Source organism: Calyptranema fuscum S582 (genome assembly GCF_055793305.1).
In genome coordinates, this window is the sequence record NZ_JBSLYH010000072.1 from 1 (window position 1) to 20,584 (window position 20,584).

General features: G+C 46.7%; 16 protein-coding genes and 1 pseudogene. 12 read left to right on the forward strand and 5 right to left on the reverse strand.

Annotated features, from left to right (window positions below; all coding sequences use genetic code 11):
* The 4 genes from priA to ACR6Z4_RS29365 all read left to right on the forward strand — a co-directional run.
* On the forward strand, positions 1–1,086 hold a 1,086-nt coding region (priA, locus tag ACR6Z4_RS29350; RefSeq protein WP_479720903.1), incomplete at its 5' end, for a replication restart helicase PriA.
* Positions 1,087–1,354: 268 nt separating this feature from the next.
* A complete protein-coding gene (locus tag ACR6Z4_RS29355) occupies positions 1,355–2,503 on the forward strand; it encodes an FIST signal transduction protein (RefSeq protein WP_479720904.1) in 1,149 nt (382 codons plus the stop codon).
* Positions 2,504–2,509: 6 nt separating this feature from the next.
* Positions 2,510–3,496: a sensor histidine kinase gene (locus ACR6Z4_RS29360; RefSeq protein WP_479720905.1), complete on the forward strand. Its 987-nt coding sequence runs from the start codon at positions 2,510–2,512 to the stop codon at positions 3,494–3,496.
* A 98-nt stretch (positions 3,497–3,594) separates the two neighbouring features.
* Positions 3,595–4,824: a diguanylate cyclase domain-containing protein gene (locus ACR6Z4_RS29365; protein ID WP_479720906.1), complete on the forward strand. Its 1,230-nt coding sequence runs from the start codon at positions 3,595–3,597 to the stop codon at positions 4,822–4,824.
* Between the two features lie 72 nt (positions 4,825–4,896).
* Here ACR6Z4_RS29365 and ACR6Z4_RS29370 read toward each other — a convergent pair whose 3' ends face one another.
* Positions 4,897–8,190: a hypothetical protein gene (locus ACR6Z4_RS29370; protein ID WP_479720907.1), complete on the reverse strand. Its 3,294-nt coding sequence runs from the start codon at positions 8,188–8,190 to the stop codon at positions 4,897–4,899.
* Positions 8,191–8,572: 382 nt separating this feature from the next.
* Here ACR6Z4_RS29370 and ACR6Z4_RS29375 point away from each other — a divergent pair, with 382 nt between their 5' ends.
* From ACR6Z4_RS29375 to ACR6Z4_RS29395, 5 genes are read left to right on the forward strand one after another with little or no spacing between them, the layout of a single operon-like run.
* Positions 8,573–8,818: a UPF0175 family protein gene (locus ACR6Z4_RS29375; protein ID WP_479720908.1), complete on the forward strand. Its 246-nt coding sequence runs from the start codon at positions 8,573–8,575 to the stop codon at positions 8,816–8,818.
* Positions 8,815–9,309 (forward strand): PIN domain-containing protein, encoded by a 495-nt coding sequence (locus ACR6Z4_RS29380; protein WP_479720909.1) that lies wholly within the window; start codon positions 8,815–8,817, stop codon positions 9,307–9,309. Before ACR6Z4_RS29375 ends, ACR6Z4_RS29380 begins: the two co-directional genes overlap by 4 nt.
* Positions 9,310–9,313: 4 nt before the next feature.
* Entirely contained in the window at positions 9,314–9,763 is a 450-nt protein-coding gene (locus ACR6Z4_RS29385; RefSeq protein ID WP_479720910.1) for a hypothetical protein, read from the forward strand.
* 25 nt (positions 9,764–9,788) lie between these two features.
* Positions 9,789–10,343, forward strand: a complete 555-nt coding sequence (locus tag ACR6Z4_RS29390; protein WP_479720911.1) for an NUDIX domain-containing protein — start codon at positions 9,789–9,791, stop codon at positions 10,341–10,343.
* 38 nt (positions 10,344–10,381) lie between these two features.
* Positions 10,382–10,861, forward strand: a complete 480-nt coding sequence (locus tag ACR6Z4_RS29395; protein WP_479720912.1) for a hypothetical protein — start codon at positions 10,382–10,384, stop codon at positions 10,859–10,861.
* 112 nt (positions 10,862–10,973) lie between these two features.
* On the opposite strand, the gene ACR6Z4_RS29400 is transcribed toward ACR6Z4_RS29395, so the two are convergent.
* The 3 genes and pseudogenes from ACR6Z4_RS29400 to ACR6Z4_RS29410 form a co-directional block, all read right to left on the reverse strand.
* Complete coding sequence (locus ACR6Z4_RS29400; protein WP_479720913.1) at positions 10,974–12,257, reverse strand: hypothetical protein; 1,284 nt, start codon at positions 12,255–12,257, stop codon at positions 10,974–10,976.
* Between the two features lie 224 nt (positions 12,258–12,481).
* Positions 12,482–14,623 (reverse strand): ABC transporter substrate-binding protein, encoded by a 2,142-nt coding sequence (locus ACR6Z4_RS29405; RefSeq protein ID WP_479720914.1) that lies wholly within the window; start codon positions 14,621–14,623, stop codon positions 12,482–12,484.
* 188 nt (positions 14,624–14,811) lie between these two features.
* Positions 14,812–15,522: pseudogene (locus ACR6Z4_RS29410) on the reverse strand (P-loop NTPase family protein); the annotation flags it as partial.
* 916 nt (positions 15,523–16,438) lie between these two features.
* Between ACR6Z4_RS29410 and ACR6Z4_RS29415 the strand changes: the two are divergent.
* The 3 genes from ACR6Z4_RS29415 (at position 16,439) to ACR6Z4_RS29425 (ending at position 18,888) form a co-directional block, all read left to right on the forward strand.
* Positions 16,439–17,128 (forward strand): calcium-binding protein, encoded by a 690-nt coding sequence (locus tag ACR6Z4_RS29415; protein ID WP_479720915.1) that lies wholly within the window; start codon positions 16,439–16,441, stop codon positions 17,126–17,128.
* Between the two features lie 299 nt (positions 17,129–17,427).
* The gene (locus ACR6Z4_RS29420) at positions 17,428–17,934 is read left to right on the forward strand and encodes a hypothetical protein (protein WP_479720916.1); all 507 of its coding nucleotides are present in this window, start codon (positions 17,428–17,430) and stop codon (positions 17,932–17,934) included.
* Between the two features lie 63 nt (positions 17,935–17,997).
* A complete protein-coding gene (locus tag ACR6Z4_RS29425) occupies positions 17,998–18,888 on the forward strand; it encodes an ABC transporter permease (RefSeq protein WP_479720917.1) in 891 nt (296 codons plus the stop codon).
* 185 nt (positions 18,889–19,073) lie between these two features.
* On the opposite strand, the gene ACR6Z4_RS29430 is transcribed toward ACR6Z4_RS29425, so the two are convergent.
* The gene (locus ACR6Z4_RS29430; protein ID WP_479720918.1) at positions 19,074–20,582 is read right to left on the reverse strand and encodes a hybrid sensor histidine kinase/response regulator; all 1,509 of its coding nucleotides are present in this window, start codon (positions 20,580–20,582) and stop codon (positions 19,074–19,076) included.
* Positions 20,583–20,584 lie beyond the last annotated feature (2 nt).

Here is a 20,584-nt window from a genome sequence, read left to right on the forward strand (position 1 = left end):
CTCTATCTCTCCCTACCCCAACGAGTTCACGCCCGACCGTTGCCACCGATTCAAGTCGTCGATATGCGGTTGGAACTTCAGCAGGGCAATCGCTCCATCTTCAGCCGTTCCCTGCACGCTGCCATCGAAACCCTGCACACCACAGGCTCCAAAGGCATTTTATTTATTCCCCGACGGGGGCATAGCACCTTTGTCTCCTGTCGCAGTTGCGGTATCGCTATGGAATGCCCCCATTGTGATATCTCCCTCACCTATCACCAGCCCCAAGACCACAAAGAGGGCTACTTGCGCTGTCATTATTGTGGCTATGGGCGATCGCAACCGTCTCATTGCCCTGCCTGTGGTTCTCCTTACCTGAAACACTTTGGCAGTGGCACCCAGCGGGTCGTGCAAGACCTGGCTCAGCAGTTTCCTGATATCCGCTGCATCCGGTTTGACAGTGATACGACGCGTACAAAAGGTGCCCATCGTGCCTTGCTCAGCCGCTTTGCTCAAGGCGACGCCGATCTGCTGGTGGGAACGCAAATGCTGACCAAAGGCATTGATCTGCCTCAGGTTACCTTGGTTGGCATTGTTGCGGCGGATGGGGTGTTGCATCTGCCCGATTTTCGCGCCAGCGAACGCACCTTCCAGATTTTGACCCAGGTGGCAGGGCGTGCCGGACGCGGAGATGAACCAGGGCAGGTGATTTTGCAAACCTATTCGCCTCAACATCCCGTGATTGAAGCCGTGCAACAGCAAGACTATGCCGCCTTTGCCCAGGCAGAACAAGAACAACGGCTGGCACTGGGGTATCCGCCGTTTGGCAACATTATTTTGTTGCGGTTGAGTGGGGCAAATCTTGATCTGGTGCGACACACTGCCGAATCGTTAGCAGACTTGCTCAATGCCCATCAGTCTGCTGAGTTTGAACTGCTGGGTCCGTCGCCCGCAACTATTATGCGGGTTGCCCGTCGCTATCGGTGGCATCTGTTGCTCAAAGTTTCGCCGAATTGCACGACCTTACCCGATCTGATGCAATTGCGATCGCAAATCCCTGAGTCCGTCAGCCTCACCATCGATGTCGATCCGTTGAACTTACTTTGATCGAGCCGCCATCGGTATACACCGAAGGATTGATGAGGACAACGGTTGTGCGAGAACCCGCGCTCCGCGCGGGTTCTCGCACAAGCTTCTGATTTAACCGTCTCGGCGGTTGTTATAGGTCGGTGTGGAACGACGTGGAACCTAATATCAACAGGGATAGGGATGCTTTACTGGAGTTTACCTGGCTTTGTGCGAACCATTCACAAGATTTTCACATTTTCTCTTTAGAGTACGAATTTGAGGCATACAAACTTATCGATCTGTTGTCATGTTAAAAATAGCCGTAGGTCATAGCAATGATCCTGATTCCAGCGAAGCCGTTGATGAGATTCTGGAGCAATGCCGGACTTCTCTAGCCGGAACCATGCCGCAAGCTGGGCTACTTTTTTCTGCCCTCGATTTTGATCATGCCTTTATACTGCAACGCATCAATGCTGCTTTTCCCGGTCTGGAATTGATCGGTGGGACGACTGATGGCGAAATTTCCTCCGTCTTAGGATTTCAGCAAGATTCGTTGACATTGATCTTGTTTTGCTCAGATGAGATTGAAATTCGAGCGTCTGTTGGGCGCAATGTTTCCCGAAATCCAACGGCGATCGCCCGTCGGGCGGCTGAACTGGCAAAACAACAGCTCAGCTCTCCGCTCAAGTTTTGTATTACTCTGCCCGAAAGCCTCACCACCAGCACCGTCTCGATCTTGCAGGGCTTAGAGCAAGGATTGGAGCACGTCCCAATTTTTGGGGGAGCTACTGCTGACCAATGGCGCTATCAGCAAACCTATCAGTTTTATAAAACAGAAGTACTCAGTGATGCGGTGCCCTTTTTGTTATTTGCAGGGCAACTTTTGTTTTCCTATGGCATCGCCGGTGGCTGGCACCCGATTGGTAAACGCAGCCTCATTACCAGGGTCAACCACAATGTCATCTATGAAATTGATCAGAAACCTGCCCTGCATTTTTATCACTATTACCTCAACGATTCTGAACCCGATGCCGTGTATCCGTTAGCCGTTTTTCCGCCTAAAGAAGACAATTTTTTCTTGCGTGGGGCAATCGGGTCTGATTCTGCGTTGGGTAGCATTACCGTTTCGGGAGATGTGCCGGAGCATTCGGTGGTTCAGATTACCGATACTGAACTGGAAGATATTATTGTTGCTTCGCAAACCGCCTTTGACACGGCGTGCAACAGTTATCCCGGAGAAACGCCAGCGGCAGCGCTGTTTTTTTCCTGTGCCTGGCGACGACAGATTTTGGGCACTCGGGCGCAGGAAGAATACCAGGCGATCGCCCACAGTTTGCATCCATCCATCCCCAGTTGTGGCTTTTACACCTACGGAGAAATTGCGCCGCTGCGAGAAAATGGGCAAACGTTTTTTCATAACACGACGTTTGTCACGTTACTCATTGGTAGTCGGTAATCTGCTATGCAACCCGAACACTACGACGTTGAAATCAAAAAAATGCAGAAAGAAATTCGGATTTTGAGCAGAAAATTAGCTCGCTCAGAAGCCGATCGCGCTCGCTTAGAAGCAACCAATCGTAATAAAGAATCGTTGCTAAAACAGGTGATTTATGAATTGCGAGAATCTCAAACTATTTTAGAAAAAAAAGGTGCCGATTTAGAACAGGCTTTTAATGAGCTCAGCCGCATGCAAAGTCAACTGGTTGAGGTCGGCACCATGGCAGCTCTGGGTAGTTTGGTGGCAGGGGTTGCCCATGAAATTAGCACTCCCGTAGGGACTAGCATTACCCTCGCTTCGACCCTGATGGATGAAACCCAAGTTTTATTAGCTGAATTTAAATCGGGACAAGTAAGGCGATCGCTTTTAAATAACTACGTTGAAATTGCCCACGAAAGCGCCAGTCTAATTCTGAGCAATCTCAATCGAGCTGGAGAATTAGTTCAAAGTTTCAAACAAGTTGCGGTCGATCAATCAAGCCTGGAAAAACGTAGCTTTCGGGTGAAACCATACCTGGAAGAAGTCGTCATCAGTCTTTCACCCCAATTCAGACAAACCTTTCATACCGTCGTCGTAAAAGGAGATGATGCCATCGAGATTGATAGCTATCCGGGGGCATTAGCCCAGATTGCCACTAACTTAGTGACTAATTCCTTAACTCACGCTTACTTACCCCATGAAGTTGGAACGCTGTGGTTTGACGTAACCCAACAAAACGAGCATGTTCTGATTCACTACGGAGATGATGGCATGGGAATCGCCAAAGCGATCTTGGGTAAAGTCTTTGAACCCTTTTTTACGACGGCTCGTGAGAAGGGTGGCACAGGGTTAGGATTGCACATTGCTTACAACCTCACCACCCAAAAATTGCAGGGAAGGATGGATATTGAAAGCGATATTGGTAAAGGAACGCAGTTCAGTATTCTACTTCCGCGATGCATCTGTCCTTAGATCGGATGGGAGATTGATGGTTGGTACCCTTCGGGTACCAGCTATCAATCTCCCATTTGGGTCTTAAATTCACCTCAAATCAACCCGTGAAACCCGTCATGATTACTTTTAATCGACAGCAAGACTTTATATCTGACGACGGAAACGATGATGATTTCATTGTTTTACTGGATGATTCACTGGAGGTTCGGGATGAAGCCGTAAACCTGGAGCAAAATTCATTTTCGGAGACGTGGAAGGTCATTATTGTAGACGATGAACCCGATGTGCATCGAGCCACTCGACTGGCGCTTAAAAACTTGATGTTTGAAGGAAAACCCGTCACTTTTTTCTCTGCCTATTCAGCAGCAGAAGGCAAATGCTTGATTACTTGCGATCATCCTGATGCCGCTTTAATTTTGCTGGATGTGGTCATGGAAACCCATGATGCGGGTCTGCAAGTGATCCAATACATCCGCGAGGAACTGAACAATCATCAAGTTCGCATCATTTTACGCACCGGGCATCCGGGTGAAGCACCAGAAGAAGCAATCATTCTCAATTACGATATCAATGACTATAAACTTAAAGTTGAATTAACCCGGCAAAAACTGCTAACCAGCGTTATTTCAGCACTGCGATCGTATCGCGACATCCAAATCATCCAGCAACAACGGATTGAATTAGAACAGACGTTAGAGCAGTTACAACATGTCCAACAGCAACTAGAAAACTATGCGCATACCTTAGAAGGCAAAATTGCAGAACGCACGGCTGCTCTGGCAAAGGCTAATCAAGAATTACATCGCCTGGTAGTGCTGGATAGCCTCACCTTGATTGCCAATCGCCGTCACTTTGATGATTACTGGCAGCAACAATGGCAGCTTTTAATGCAACAGCGTCAACCCCTGTCTTTAATCTTGATTGATGTCGATCACTTCAAACTTTATAACGACTACTACGGGCATCAGGCAGGAGATAATTGTTTGCAAGCGATTGCTCAAGGCATTCAGCGGGTTTTGAATCGACCTATCGATCTGGTGGCTCGCTATGGCGGGGAAGAGTTTGTTGTCGTGTTGCCATACACTCCTTTGAAGGGAGCTATCAAGCTGGCGAATGCCATTATGGTAGAAATTCACAGGCTAAATTTAGTCCATTTGCAATCTCCCGTTAGCAATCGCATTACCCTCAGCTTGGGGATTTTTTGTATGACGCCACAAGCTAATATTTCATGGGATGTGCCGATTACACAAGCCGATCAAGCTTTGTATCAGGCAAAGCGGGCAGGACGAAATCGCTACTGCATTTATAATCCTCCCAATGCGATCGCACCTGTCGGTTTCAGATAAACGAGCAGATTACTGGGCATGAGTATTGAAATTAGCCCTCTTCTTTTTGTGGCGGAGCGTCTTCCCCCCAAATCAGGACAAGATCGGGACAAAAAATCCTGCTTGATAGCTCCAGGCGATGCCATCCGGGTCGAGCATTTGTGACCACTGAGTAAAGTCTTCGCGCTCTTTCCGGCGACGGATGGTGCTGTTATAAACCCCCAATCGGCGTGCCAGTTCTCGACTTGAGAGAGGACGGTTGACTTCTGGATCTTCGACCAGTTCTAGATAGACATCCCACAATGCTACAAGCAGGGCAAAGATAATTAAAATGGCAGCTTCAGGACGCTGCAACAGCTGTGAGACTTCGGGGTCTGAGTCATCGTCATCAAACGATGGCAAGTCGTCTGGCTGCAAACTCTGAACGGCAATAGCCGCAGGGGTGGTTTCTACGAATGCTTCGATACCCGGAGTGATGTTTTCAGAACTCACGAAATCAACCTCTGAAGTGGGTTCGTACCAATCAGTCGGAGCGACTGTTGCCAACTGAGGCTCTCTCTCAGGTTGACTATATGAGGATACTTGATCCCCTTGAAAAAGTGCAGGGTTCGAAACAATTTCGTCGGTTAATTCTTCATCATCGGATGCCTCAAGATCTAATTCTGTGACAGCCTGTTCTTCTAGTAGTGCATCGTCGGTAGGTGCGATCGCCTCTGTTGCCTCCGGTTCTTCTAGAAGATCAAGATCTAATTCCAGGACAGCTTGTTCTTCTGGTTCTTCCGGGAGGTCAAGATCTAATTCAGTGACAGCCTGTTCCTCTAGCAAAGAATTGTCTGTATCAGCGATCGCCCTTGGTTCCCCCAGAAAATCTATCTCAGCTTCCAGAGAATTGGGTGCGATCGCCTCTGTTGCCTCCGGTTCCTCCAGAAAATCAAGATCTAATTCCAGGACAGCTTGTTCTTCTGGTTCTTCCGGGAGGTCAAGATCTAATTCAGTGACAGCCTGTTCCTCTAGCAAAGAATTGTCTGTATCAGCGATCGCCTCCGGTTCCTCCAGAAAATCTATCTCAGCTTCCAGAGAACTAGGTGCGATCGCCTCTGCTGCCTCCGTTTCTTCTGGAAGATCAAGATCTAATTCCAGGACAGCTTCTTCTGGTTCATCCGGGAGATCAAGATCTAATTCTGTGACAGCTTGTTCTTCTAGTAGTGAATTGTCTGTGTCAGCGATCGCCTCCGGTTCTTCTAGAAGATCAAGATCTAATTCCAGGACAGCTGGTTCTTCTGGTTCTTCTGGGAGGTCAAGATCTAATTCCAGGACAGCTGGTTCTTCCGGGAGATCAAGATCTAATTCTGTGAAAGCCTGTTCTTCTAGTAGTGAATGGTCGGTAGGTGCGATCGCCTCTGATTCCTCAGGCAAGTCTACCTCATCGTCCAGAATACTAGGTGCGATCGCCTCTGTTGCCTCCGGTTCTTCTAGAAAATCAAGATCTAATTCCAGGGCAGCTTCTTCTGGTTCTTCTGGGAGGTCAAGATCTAATTCGGTGACAGCCTGTTCTTCTGATAGAGAGTTATCTGTAGCGGCGATCGCCTCTGTTGCTTCCGGTTCTTCTAGAAAATCAAGATCTAGTTCCAGGACAGCTGGTTCTTCTGGTTCTTCTGGAAGATCAAGATCTAATTCAGTGACAGCTTGTTCCTCTGATAGAGAGTCATCTGTAGCGGCGATCGCCTCTGGTTCCTCCAGAAAATCTATCTCAGCTTCCAGAGAACTGGGTGCGATCGCCTCTGTTGCCTCCGGTTCTTCTAGAAAATCAAGATCTAATTCCAGGACAGCTGGTTCTTCTGGTTCTTCTGGAAGATCAAGATCTAATTCTGTGTCAGCTTGTTCTTCTAGTAGAGAGTTATCGGTAGGTGCGATCGCCTCTGGTTCTTCTAGAAAATCAAGATCTAATTCCAGGACAGCTGGTTCTTCTGGTTCTTCTGGAAGATCAAGATCTAATTCAGTGACAGCCTGTTCTTCTGCTAGAGAGTCATCTGTAGCGGCGATCGCCTCCGGTTCATCTGGAAGATCGAGATCTAATTCCAGGACAGCTGGTTCTTCTGGTTCATCCGGGAGATCGAGATCTAATTCCAGGACAGCATGTTCTTCTGGTTTTTCCGGGAGGTCAAGATCTAATTCAGTGACAGCTTGTTCCTCTGATAGCAAAGTATCGGTAGGTGCGATCGCCTCTGTTGTCTCCGGTTCTTCTAGAAAATCAAGATCTAATTCCAGGACAGCTGGTTCTTCTGGTTCTTCCGGGAGGTCAAGATCTAATTCTGTGTCAGCTTGTTCTTCTAGTAGAGAGTTATCGGTAGGTGCGATCGCCTCTGTTGTCTCCGGTTCTTCTAGAAAATCAAGATCTAATTCCAGGACAGCTGGTTCTTCTGGGTTTTCCGGGAGGTCAAGATCTAATTCAGTGAAAGCCTGTTCTTCTGGTAGAGAGTTATCTGTAGCGGCGATCGCCTCTGGTTCCTCCAGAAAATCTATCTCAGCTTCCAGAGAACTGGGTGCGATCGCCTCTGTTGCCTCCGGTTCTTCTAGAAGATCAAGATCTAATTCCAGGACAGCTGGTTCTTCTGGTTCTTCTGGAAGATCAAGATCTAATTCTGTGAAAGCCTGTTCTGCTAGTAGAGAGTTATCTGTAGCGGCGATCGCCTCTGATTCTTCGGGCAAATCTGTTTCATCATCTAAAGAACTAGGCGCGATCGCCTCGGTTACCTCTGGGAGGTCGAGATCTGATTCTGAGAAAGGGTTATCTTCTGGCAGAAAAGTTTTTATAGCGGCGATTACATCAGTGTCCTCTGACAAATCTGTTTCATCGTCCAGGGAGGTAGGTGCGATCGCGTCAGTTTCTTCTGGAAGTGCGATCGCCTCTGGCTCTTCTGGCGAATCTAGTTCAGATTCACCCTCAGCATCGAAGGAACCCTGTAGGGATTCTGAGGTGTCTTCTGCGGGTAAGTGCTCCATGGGGTCGGGTGCAACCGTTGTTGATTCGGGTTCAATATCTTCGCTAGAAAGCGGATGGTCTGCGGCTTCCGCTTGAGTACTATCGGCGGCAAGGGTCAGGGATATATTTTGGCTCCAGGCGATTTCCTTCTGACCTGCCTGACGACCATAAATTTTAAGCGTATCGACCGTTTCAACTTTTAGGTTTTGAATGCATTTATGAATTAATTTAACCATCGCCGCTTGATTTAAGGCCTGGTCAGCCTCCACCAAAACATGCAGACATTGCTCTTGCTTAGTAACCTTGGTGTTGATCCCCTTTGGTTTGGTCAATCGATTAATTAGAGCCGCGATAACCTGAGGGTTTCCTGCTCTGGCAAGTGTCAAGATGTCTTGAGTAGCCATGATGATAGCCTGCGATGTAATGTCGGGCGATGCATATAGACATGGGCAATAGATTAACCCCCACAAAGTGGGGATCGTTCTGCCCTAAATTCATCTTCCCATGAAATTCTAGATGCTAACTCCGAGCATGGCACAGGAATTTTGAGCCGGGGATCGCTTGTCTATTCTTTACATAAATTTGCCCTGCATTTAGGCGATCGCCCTTTCAACTCCCAAGCCTTAAATCTCCAGATTCTTGAACTTAACGTCTGAGGGGAAATAAGCGATCGCTATCCTATGCGGTAATTGCCCTGTTACTCAAACCGTACCAAAGTTACTACGGTTTATGCTTGGATCGTTTATTCTTGTGATCAAAATAGCTAATTTTTTCAAACAGAGACCGATGAGCGTCGTCATTCCGGATGATATCCTCCAGGCAACTCGAATGACTGAGGATGAATTGAAGTTAGAAATTGCCCTGATGCTGTACAAGCAAGAAAAAATCAGTAGTGGCAAAGTTCGCGCTTGGACTGGGCTAACAGTGCTTGAATTTCAACATGAACTGGCGAAACGAGGACTTTGCATCAACTATGATGTAGAAGATTTTCAATCAGATATTAAAACGCTACAGTCGTTAGGATTACTGTGATCGTTGTCAGCGATACCTCGCCTGTTACTAACCTTGCGGCGATCGGTCAGTTGAATTTGTTGCACCAACTTTATACAACTATCGTTATTCCTGTTGCCGTTTATAACGAAATGGTGGCTGTAGGAAAAGTCGTCCCTGGGGCGATCGAAGTTCAAACCTATTCCTGGATTCAAACTCAGACCGTTGCAAATGTCCAAAGGGTTTTAGAGCTTCAAACCAGCCAGGATGCAGTCGATCTGGGTGAAATCGAGGCAATCGTTTTGGCATTGGAACTGGAAGCAGACCTGCTCTTAATAGATGAGCGTCGGGGTAGAGCATTGGCTGTCAGTTATGGGGTCAATGTTACTGGTTTGCTGGGTGTGCTGTTGCAGGCTAAACAGAAGGGGTTGATTCCAGCCGTTAAACCTGTAATGGATCAGTTGATTGAACAAGCCGATTTTCGAGTTAATCCTCAACTGTATGCAACTGTCCTCCAGGCTGCGGGTGAGTAACCGTTTGCTGACTTATTCTGCGATCGCCTCTCAACATTCCAGTTTCAAAGTTAGAAGATTGCGATCGCCATTCCATATTCCAAGTCCAAAGGGTGAATTGTTGCGATCGCCCCTTCATATTTCAAATTCCAAGGGTGAATCGTTGCGATCGCCCCTCCAATTCCCAAGTTCCAAGGTTGAATCGTTGCGATCGCCTCTCCATATTCCGAGTTCAAAGGTTGGAAGATTGCGATCGCCTCTCCATATTTCGAGTTTAAAGGTTGAATCGTTGCGATCGCCTCTCCATATTTCGGGTTCAAAGGTTGGAAGATTGCGATCGCCGCTCCATATTTCGGGTTTAAAGGTTAAAACGTTGCGATCGCCGCTCCATATTCCGAGTTTAAAGGGTGAAACGTTGCGATCGCCGCTCAAGGGGTGTTGCTCAAGGGGTAAAGTGCGATTGCGTGCTTGCTGATGTAATCTAAGTCCAGTGAGGAATCATGGGAACGCAGGCAATGGATGTAGATAGAGTTATCTTTAGTACTGAGTGGATTGCGGTTAAGGAATCACCTGGAGGATTTCAGTATTTAGAGCGCGAAGGTAAAGACTCTGTTGCCGTGTTTCTGCTCAGAAAAGGTAGCGAAAATCCTGAACAGTGTGAGGTGTTAATTCGTCAGCAGCATCTTTGTATTGATAACCAAGAGGTGGATGGAAAGTTCAGGCTATTTCCCTGTCCGGTTACAGGGGCGTTAGAGGAAGGAGAATCGCCAGAAGCAGCGGCTAAACGAGAGGTTTATGAGGAGACGGGCTATCAGGTTGAGGTTTTGCCGCTGGGTCAGTATATTGTGGGCACTCAGGTGAATGAGATCTGCTATCTCTACTATGCGGATGTGACGGGCATAGAACCTGATGTGGCGCAGCAAGATGGCACCTACATGGAATCGATCGGCAAAAATGAATGGCATCCGTTTCAGTATTTAGAGTCTTGTGAGTATTCGGCTTGTCAAATTGGCTACTTTAAGCTGCTCAAGATACTCTTCAAAAATACGGACTAAAATTCTAAAGTTGGGCAATTATCATTTATATCAAAACTATGCCAACCAACGTTTTAGAGTGGGTTGAACAGAATAAGGACTATTTAATTAAACAAGCCGAGATGTTGCAAGGTGCGATCGCACGTATGGCAAACAACTCGTTAGAAGTCAAAAAAGTTGGCATCACCGTTTGGGCAGCGATCGCAGGCTTTGGGTTTACCAATCACAGTGCAGCTTTGTTTGTGCTGGCATTTGTTGCGTTTGCACTATTCGGAGTTCTGGATGTTTACTACTTGTATCTAGAGCGGAAGTTCCGCGATAACTTTAATCGATTAGCCCGAATTTTGAGTGGGTATATCATTCCTGACGATCAAGAATGGATCGAGAAAGTGAAAGGAAATTTTCTCAAACCCGACAACTCAACCAAATTCCTCGGACAGCTTCCCAGCACCCTCAAATCCTGGGCAAACTTGCCTTATTTGATTACGTTCTTGATCACAATTTTGCTTCTGGTTGTGCCGCTGCCCGCCAATCCTTGATGTACATGACGTAGTAACAGGCGATCGCCCACTACTCCAATAGGATACGCAAAGCAAAACGTACCCATCCTACGCAGCTAATAATGCCCATTCCAGCTGTGATGAAAGAGCCTCATACTTTCGGTACTGTTTTTGTGTTGTAAAATGCAGTATAGGGGTTATCAGCTACCTCTGAATTTTCTAAAGCACGTCGTACTTGGTTCGCAATCTCTGCGCGGTACACTTCTAGCTGAGGTACTAAAGTGTAAATACTTGTTGTATCAATTCGCACTGTACGCATTTGACCAACATCAAAGGGGACTTGATCACAAGCTCTTATGATTTGTACTGTCGGAAGCCCAGAGGCATGGCGAAGTGCTAATTCGTAGAATACGTTAGGGTTATGAAAAGACAGGTCAGCAATTACAAGACGTGCGCGCATTACATACTGTACTTCTTGTCGTGTAATCATTCCAGTATCTTCAATCCGGTCTCCGCGCACTACTTTCAAGCCAAATTCTTCGAGTGCTGGCTCAACAATGGAACCCAGAAAGAGATCCGAATGCATACGCGACTCTGACCCTTCTGACCCAATCGGTGTAATGTAAAAGCAAACATTGCTTAGGGGATCTTCAGAAGGTTTTGAAGATGAAGAAATAAAGTTATTTGATGTGTCATCATTATGGTTAACTGATTCCGGTAATACCTTTGGAGAAGCAGGTAAACTTGAACGAGATGCAGTGGGCGCTTGATCAAGAACATGATCCAACGACACCAAACGTTCAGCACCAGCTATATTTTGTAAAATACCAACAAACTTTGCATTTAAAAGGAACGTTTCAACACACTCAGATACTGCATCAGAATTCATTCCGTCATCTTTTAGGAAATCAACCATCACATTTTTTGCTGGTAATCGATTATCAACATAACGATCGTGCAGCTTCTTAAATGGTGTAATTCGTTCTATGGCTAGTTTAAAGCGTGCTCGAATTTTTTCACGTTCAGACACATCGTCCGCTGTAGCTGTATATCCATCAGGTGTAAGTTCAAGATGTTCAGCTTTGTAGCCACCAGTTGTAAGACCATATTTATTAGAATTAGTAACTAACTGACGGCTTGTGCTACTCTCTGCCGATCGCCCCATTAGCTCGAACAGTGTAAGCCTACGTATTTTTTGACCTGATGCGTGCTTCTGAATAGTTACTGCTAACTCTAATGCTTCCTGAAAAGGTGCGGCCGGAAAATCGCGCTGAGTTCTTCGATGTCGTGTCCGATTCGGAGAGTCACTATTAGCTTCCTCATCTGTATCGTCAAGATTTTTCTGTTCCTGGCTGACGGTACTTAGGTACTCATCGTTGCTACCCGCTGACAAGACTTCTTGACCTTCCTGTTCTAATCCATCCTTCCCTTCCATTGCTCGTCTCTTTTAATCACTACTTATAGAACCTATTTGATATCTATCCTACTATTCTTGTCGGATAAGGGTTCCAGGGAATTTACTATTTTCCTGAAACCCTTTCGCAGCAACAGTTTTTCAAAAGATCTCAAATGGATTCTATAAAGTTGGAAAAGCTTGAAACGCATGCAGAATCCTTATAAAATTAAAAAACGTTACGTTTTTTAATTTTATAAGGATCCTTAAGGAATCGGAACAAAGTCGTAACCAAATCTGGAGTTAGGTTTAGGCTGAACTTCTACTAGCTGTGCCTTACCATTTCGATCGCCATTAGGCAAAAAACGAACAGTTCCAGAAGCACCCGTTACAGAGAAATTATCACTAGATAGGGTTTCCTGAATGTTGACACGGGTCACATCAGTATTCAGTTTCATTGCACTAATAAAGGCTTGCGTTGCATCATACGCCATTGCTGTAATCCAGTTAACCTCTGCTCCACCCCAAAGGCGAGCAGATCGCTCAGGAAAATCAGACTTCTGATCAGCGTCGATATCCCAATAAACGGCAACTACCATACCCGAAGCCTGCTCCCCAGCATCCTCTAAAATTTTAGGCGAAATGTAAATAGAATCCCCTCCTAACAGCGACAAACGCCGATTGTTTGCCTGAACAATCAGTATTGTCTTTTCAACTGAGGGGAGCTGGCTACTAGAAGGCGCTAGCATCAAAACTTCTGCTCCATTCTCGATCGCTTGCTCAACGCCATTTTCAGCATTAAAACCAGATTCGCTGACATCAAACTCGCCAACAACCTCTCCGCCTCCCTGAGAGACAGAAAGTGTAAATTCTTTCTTCAGTGATTCGCTATAGGAACTTCCTTGCTCATAAAAAACTGCAACCTGTTTCTTGTTCAGCGTCTCAGTCATGTAATCTGCCAGCGCTCTAGCAGCAATGCCATCATTGGGGACAACTCGAAACCCATAGCCCGCAGTATTACCAGCTGTTTTGTTAGAGAGATCAATCGAAGTACTGGTGGCAGAAATCGAGGGCAGTTGTCGAGTATCGTAAATCTCTCGCGTAGCTAAAGTTACTCCGCTGGAAAAATGACCAACCACACCAAGGATTTCTGAATCTTTAGCAAGAGTAGATGCAATTTCTCTAGCAATTTCTTCGTCATTATCATCGTTAACAATGACAATCCGGAGCATTACCCCATTAATTCCACCATTCTGGTTAATCTCATCTTGAGCCTGAGCGACTCCACGTAGAATAGCTAGTGCGGGATCGACGTTAGAACCGCTTGGAGCAACAACCGCTATTGTATAAGCCTTGTTCAGTCCAATCCGAGCATTATTTAAGTATATCAAGGTTTCGGGTGCATTCTTATACAGGCGAATTGCATTCTCTAAAGCTATAACTGCCTCTCCATAGTCTCCAGCTGCAATTGCCCGCACGCCCCTCAGTTTCTCAGCTTGGAACGCCGGATTTTGATTTACGCTCTCCTCTTTAGAAATTAAGATCCTTTCCCCAGCACTAATGCGATTCTGTAAGGAATTAGGTACTGAATTAGTTTCAGGTAAAACCGTTGAATTTTCTGCATTTCGCCATATCCAAACACTTCCCACAGTAGTAATAGCTAGAAAAACAGTGACGATCCACGCGATGAGATAGAACCGTTCCCTCCCTTGAGAAACAGGTTGAACTGATATTTGTGATGGTTCACTTACTATTACTGGTTTCTGCTGGCTTGATGATTTAGGGTTGCTTTGTATTTCCATCTGCTCAGCTTCTTGTTGCAGTGCACTTGGATCTCTAGATGGGATGATTGTTCCATCGCTACTTACGTTAGATAATGCGGGTTGGCTAGGAATAAATGTAAGACGTTTACCTAACTGTGGCGGTCTATAAGCTGGCTGATCAGTAAGATGCCGATATAATTCTTGAAATGCTCCTACAATGTTTGGGTCATAGCTCTCACTAAATAATCGGTAGGCGGTGAAAGCTTGAAGTGATCGAGGAATATATTTTGCTCCTTCAGGGGAAAGTAGAATAGGAATAAACTTTTTGTTAATACCTTCCCCACTATAAAGTTCTGAAATAATTAGCCCACCTTCCCAAATAGCCCCTTGTCCTTGCCCTGATTTTTCCTTCTTTTCATATCTGGACTGGTACTTTTCGGTACAAACTACCAAAACAAAATCAGATTCGCGGATCTGATCTGTCATCCACCGATACCAACCTTCAGCAGGTGCTTGGTGATACCGATCAATTTGGCAATCGATACCATATTCTCTCAGGCTATTCGAGAGAGCCAAGACCTTCTCTTTATGCTCATCGGAATCCCAACTGTAGCTAATAAAAACTTTAACTACGTCCTCTGCCACCTGTTCCCCCAACAAAAATACTTGGGATCGATTATAGTCTCTCTGCGCAGGTTAAGGGAGAAGCCTACGATGGAAATTTAAGGCGCTAGGGAGGGAGCGCGCCCTCATTTAGGCTGTTATCGCCTCCCTCCACCCATTTAACCTGAAATGGTAGGGATCGTCTTTTTCTACCTCTTGAACCTGAAATGAAGAGGTGCGATCGCCGGTTCGATCAATTCACGATTAACTAACTCCAACAACTGCGTTTTTTGTGGCGCAATATATTGGTTGAGCTTTTCTCGCAGCCGCGAATCGCCCTTTGCTTTTGCTGTAATCGTGCCAATCCCCAATGCCACCAGCGACAAGCCATCGTCTGAGGTTGCCGTCATTTGCGCCAGTCCAGGAATGCCCATTTCAGCCGCAAAACTGCCTTCCGTACTCGCCGAAATTTTGCCCAATCCCGGTAGTTGTGCCTCTGCCGACAGCTCAATTTCGGTTTGCAATAATCTTGCCGCACCTCGCAGCAGATCCTTTAATCCTTTCGGTTCTGCCAGTTGCAGTTGATCTAGACTTTGACTGATGCGACGGGCGATCGCCAACAACACATCGCCAATATCGACATCGGTCATTTCCAGATCTTCACTCGACTCAAAATAGACCACATGGAAGCCGTCAGCTTCCAATTCTGTTTTCAGCCGCAACAGTTCCGTCGATTTGCCGCAGCCAATATGTCCGGTAAACAACGCACAGGTGCGCTGATTGGGCGAGAAAAAAGTAATGCGGCGCTTCAGCTTTTCGATAATGGCTCCACCCCGCACCGAAGCAAAGTCGATGTAATACTTGCGATCCTCTGGGTCGGCAACCACTAATGTTTTACTCGGATCGGTGACTTGATAAAACTTTTGTAAATCGACAGCCATAGTGCCTGATGATCGGGGGTTGCTGCCATTTTTAGCATATGTCGGGGGGTGCTGGATAGGATTAAAGACTAAATAAAATAAAGTCTCCGTTTCGCTAGCAAAAGGGTTCAATTTATTGGGCTCATCGAAGTTCAGGAGGGGCTTGGCACTGCCAAGCCCGTACAGATATCTGCCATGTTCCTAATTCAAATTGATATGATCTAATCCACGATCCTGAGCTGGACATAACCAATTTGTTTGAAATTGTCAACTACCCCAGGGCTATAGATGGCTCAAATATCGTTGATTAACAGTTAGGTTGTGAATGGTAAAAGAGCGAAAAGCTTTTCTGTATATAGCTTTTAGTCCTGGATGGCATTTGTCTTTCTTAGAGGATTGCTATATAACCTAATTATTTTTATGGGAAAGTGATCCATCTTCTAGAGCACTCCGTATTACCTATAGAAAGCGACTTGATGAACTAGTGGTCTGTCAATTAAAAATTGACGGTTAAAACGGGTGATATGCCGCGCTTCGCACGGCATATCACCCGTCAGAAAATACTTGACAAAGCACTAGTGTTGCGAACACTAAATTTTGCACTTTGGGGTGGGGGCACAGCCCCCACGCAGGGATAGAATCCCTGCACCCCGTTGTAAAACGTTTAATTGCATCCACTAGCCCAGTGAGTTGATCAAGTATCTCCAACCGTTCACACCATGATCTTGAAACTGTAATGAGTCCTGCAATCGGACAGTTTTTGTAAAACGCATCTGCACTCGTTGCTGTAACGCGTGCTAACAAAGTGCTTTTTGCCTGGATGAAAGGATGTGGTACCGACCCTTTCACAATCGGCACTTTGAATCCTGACGCAGAGATGCGTCTAGTTTGAGCTGCATATCTAGAAATTTAGACATTTACACGAAGGCACTTAGTCATGAAAGATTCTCTTTTAGGTTCAATGAATGCTGCGATCGCCTCTGATGTTTGGGAAACAGTCTTCACAACCCGTTCGCGTGGACTGGATGATGGCGGTACGTCAGGAGACGATGATCTATCAGGCGATGCCAATGACGACAACCTCTCCGGTCATTCGGGCAATGATCATATTCTGGGTGAAGCGGGTGATGATCGGTTAACGGGTGGACTAGGCGATGATAACCTCCACGGGGGGCGTGGCGATGACCGTCTTATCGGCGGTGATGATAATGATCGGCTCGTAGGGGGTGCAGGCGATGATGTCCTCAATGGCGGTGCCGATAGTGATGTGTTGTTAGGCGGCGGCGGCAACGATCGCTTGATTGGCGGCGGTGATGATGACCTGTTGAATGGTGGCTTGGGCAACGATGTCTTAATTGGCGGAGATGACCATGATGTGATGATTGGCGGTGCAGGTCGCGATCGCTTTATCATTACTCGTGCCAGTGCAACAGATGATGATTTTGATACCATCCGTGATTTCAAAAATGGGGATGATCTGATTCAGATTCAAGGGGTAACCTCGTTCAACAGTCTCACGGTTAAACAATCGGGAGCCAATACGCTGATTAGCGTTGGTAGCGATGAATCAGTCCTGTTGATTGGGGTGAAAGCTAACACCATTACGAAAGCAGACTTTGTTTTCTAATACAGGTAGTGCGTAATCGCGGGATGAATTGAACGAGGAACTTTCGGTTTCTCGTTCAATTCATCCCCTAAATCAACAACACATTGATCGCTAATGACACTTCTTAAGACCTCCGAGGTTTCGTAAACCTCGGAGGTCTAGCGTTTCGTTGTCACCTCTCACGGTATAGCGCTCCGCGCCTGAATAGACTATAGGTGTTTCGTGAGAGCCGCGCGGAGCGCGGCTCTCACAAAAATGACCCGGTTGTAAGCGATTGAAAATCGCTGTAGATTACGATGCAGAGAGTAGATAGATTGCCTATGGTTCGGTTTAGAGACTACACAACCTGTCTGTCTGAATTTGAGCAAGCCATTTGGGTGAAATGTCCGCGATGCGATCGCCCAGTTCTATCTCGCTGTCTTGATCACCATCTCACCTGGCAAATCGCCTGTCCCCACTGTAGCTACACCCAAACGGCATCTCGGCTTGCCCGCCAACGGAAACCGATGCCCTGGTGGACTAAAGACTGGTGGACCGAATCGCGCAAATATGACGGTGCCGTAGACCCGTTGTTTGGCTTACCGCTCTGGTTGCAAGCCCCCTGTTGTGGACAAGTATTGTGGGCATATAATGAAGCCCATCTAGATTTTCTAGACACTTACATTCGTGCAACGCTGCGGGAACGCCAGGGCAGTAAGGGCAATCATCATAGCATTGCAATTCGATTGCCACGGTGGATGAAACTCGCTCGTCATCGTCCCGCTATTCTCAAACAGATTCAACACTTACGCGATACCTTGCACAAAGGTCAGCCGTCCAGATCTTGAGACAAGAGCTATGCGTTGCACTGGGCTTACTCTGCCGCTTTTTCTACCCGCTAAACCCTAACCATGGAAACCCTTTCTCCGTCAGTTGCAATCCAGGGATCAACCAAACCGGCTCAAAGAGCCTATCGCCAATTTTTGCGATCGACCTCAGGCAAGATTGGTTTGTTTCTAACAGGTGCGTTGGTGTTGCTGGCAGTGTTGGCTCCGGTGTTGCGCCCTTATGATGCCGCAACGGCACGAGATTTTGCATCGCGGCTCAAATCCCCCAGTCTGACGTTTTTAATGGGCACCGATGGCTTGGGGCGAGATATGCTAACGCTGATCTGGTATGGCATTCAGATTTCGCTATGGGTCAGCCTGATCTCGGTGGGGGTAGGGTTGCTGATTGGAACATTTTTGGGTCTGGTGAGCGGTTATTTTCGTGGCAGGTTGGATACATTTGTCGGGTGGTTTACCGACATTTTGCTGGCATTCCCACCGATTTTGCTGGCGATCGCCGTGGCTACCATTTTTGGATCGAGTTTAAAGAGTGTAATCATTGCCGTCAGCGTCATTCAGATCCCGATTTTCATTCGCTTAACCCGCAGTATGGTGTTTTCCTTACGCGAACAAGATTTTGTCCAAACCGTTAGAGCATTTGGGGCAACACCCAGCCGCATTATTTTTTATCACATTCTGCCTGCCTGTCTGGCTCCTTTAATGGTGCAAGCTACCCTGTCGCTGGGCACCGCCACATTAGAAGCTGCCGGATTAGGATTTTTAGGCTTGGGCGCACAACCCCCTACCCCCGAACTGGGAACGATGCTATCCGATTCCTTTCGCAATGGCTATTCTCTGTCGTCTCCCTGGACGATTATTTTCCCAGGCTTCGTGATCACGTTGATTGTGCTGGCATTTAACTTATTAGGCGATGGCTTGCGCGATGCACTGGATCCTAAAATGAGTCGCAATTAACAATAGGCATTGCTGAATCGCGGGATGAATGTGACCGTGAACCCAAAGGGTTCACGGTCACATTCATCCCCAAATTATTAACACTGTGCCTATGGCGGTGTGTAAGTTCGTTAAGTCCAGAAGCGGTGTTGTGGGGCGCTCCGCGCCCCACAACACCCTACTGAATCAATCCGCACAGCGCTCTCTCAGGGCAGTGAGTAGGGCAATTTGACAATGAACGTCGTTCCCTTATTGCTCTCACTTTTTACCTTAATTTCTCCGTGCTGAAGATCTACGCATTTTTTGACGATCGCCAATCCTAACCCTGTTCCAGGGGTTGCCCCAACGTTGCTGGCTCGATGAAACGATTCAAATAGCTTGAGCTGATCGGGTTTGGGGATACCAATACCGCGATCGCTGACTTGAAACACAATGAAATGGTCTTGATTGGTAAGGATTAACTCGACTTCACCACCGGGGGGAGAATATTTGATGGCATTAGACAGCAAGTTATAGAGAATTTGCCGCAGGATTTTTTGATCTAGACAAACATCTGAAAATTGGGCACGGTTGGTAAATTGGATTTTGTGGCTATTGTTGGTGGTCAGGTGCATATCTGCCACCAATTTTTTGCAAAACTCAATCACATTAAAACGAGATGGATAAAGTTTTAGTTTTTGTGCCTCTGTCTGCCCCATTAACAGCACGTCTTCCAGCAAGTTGGTCATATGCTGAACGGCAGATTGAATTTGATGCAATCGCTCTAACTTTTCTGCTTCTGTCCACTCGTAGTATTCCAGCAATTCGGCAGACGACTGGATCATCGTCAATGGTGTGCGAAATTCATGGGAAATGGTAGAAACGAAGCGTGTTTTCAGTTCGCTAAACTCTTTTTCTTTGATCAATGCTTCCAGGGCTTGTTCTTCTGCCTGCTTGCGATCGCAAATTTCTTGTTGCAGACGAATGTTTTGTCCTTCCAGACGCTTTTGCAACGTGTGCAGCCGCAGTTGATTTTCGACCCGCACTAACACTTCTTCAATCTGAAAGGGTTTGGTGATGTAATCGACACCCCCGACCCGAAACGCCTTCACCTTATCCAGCACATCGCTCACCGCGCTGATAAAAATCACGGGAATATCGCGAGTCTGATCATTTTGCTTGAGTTGTTCGCAGACCTGATACCCATCCAGACCGGGCATCATAATATCTAACAGCACCAGGTCGGGTGCAATGTTGTGAATCGCAGCCAATGCCATCGAGCCATTGATCGCACTGCGCACATCATAACCTTCATGTTTTAGGGTCGAAGACAGCAAGCGCAAATTTTCTGGTGTATCATCCACAATTAAGATTTTTCCGGAGGATGGCACGATCAGATTTCTAAACCCCAGAGCTTTGAAGATCTCATCTTCAACGGTGGCTAACTCCTGACGACGCATGGAGCCTTGACCACTCAATTCCTGATGCATCAACGCTAAGCGTTTGAGTTCGGGTAAAATCTGGGCGATTTGGTCTTTGGATGAATATAAAGCCGTCAGGATCGCATCTAAATCGTTGAATGTGCGATCGTCCAGTTTTTGCCTGAGTTCTGGATTGGGTTGCAGTTGGTCTAAATTGCGGCGTAATAATTTGCAGATATATTGGGCAACCCCCGGTGAGAGCGCTGTCTGTCCTACCGTCGATGGGTTTGTGGTGAAGTGAGAATTACCAGACATGG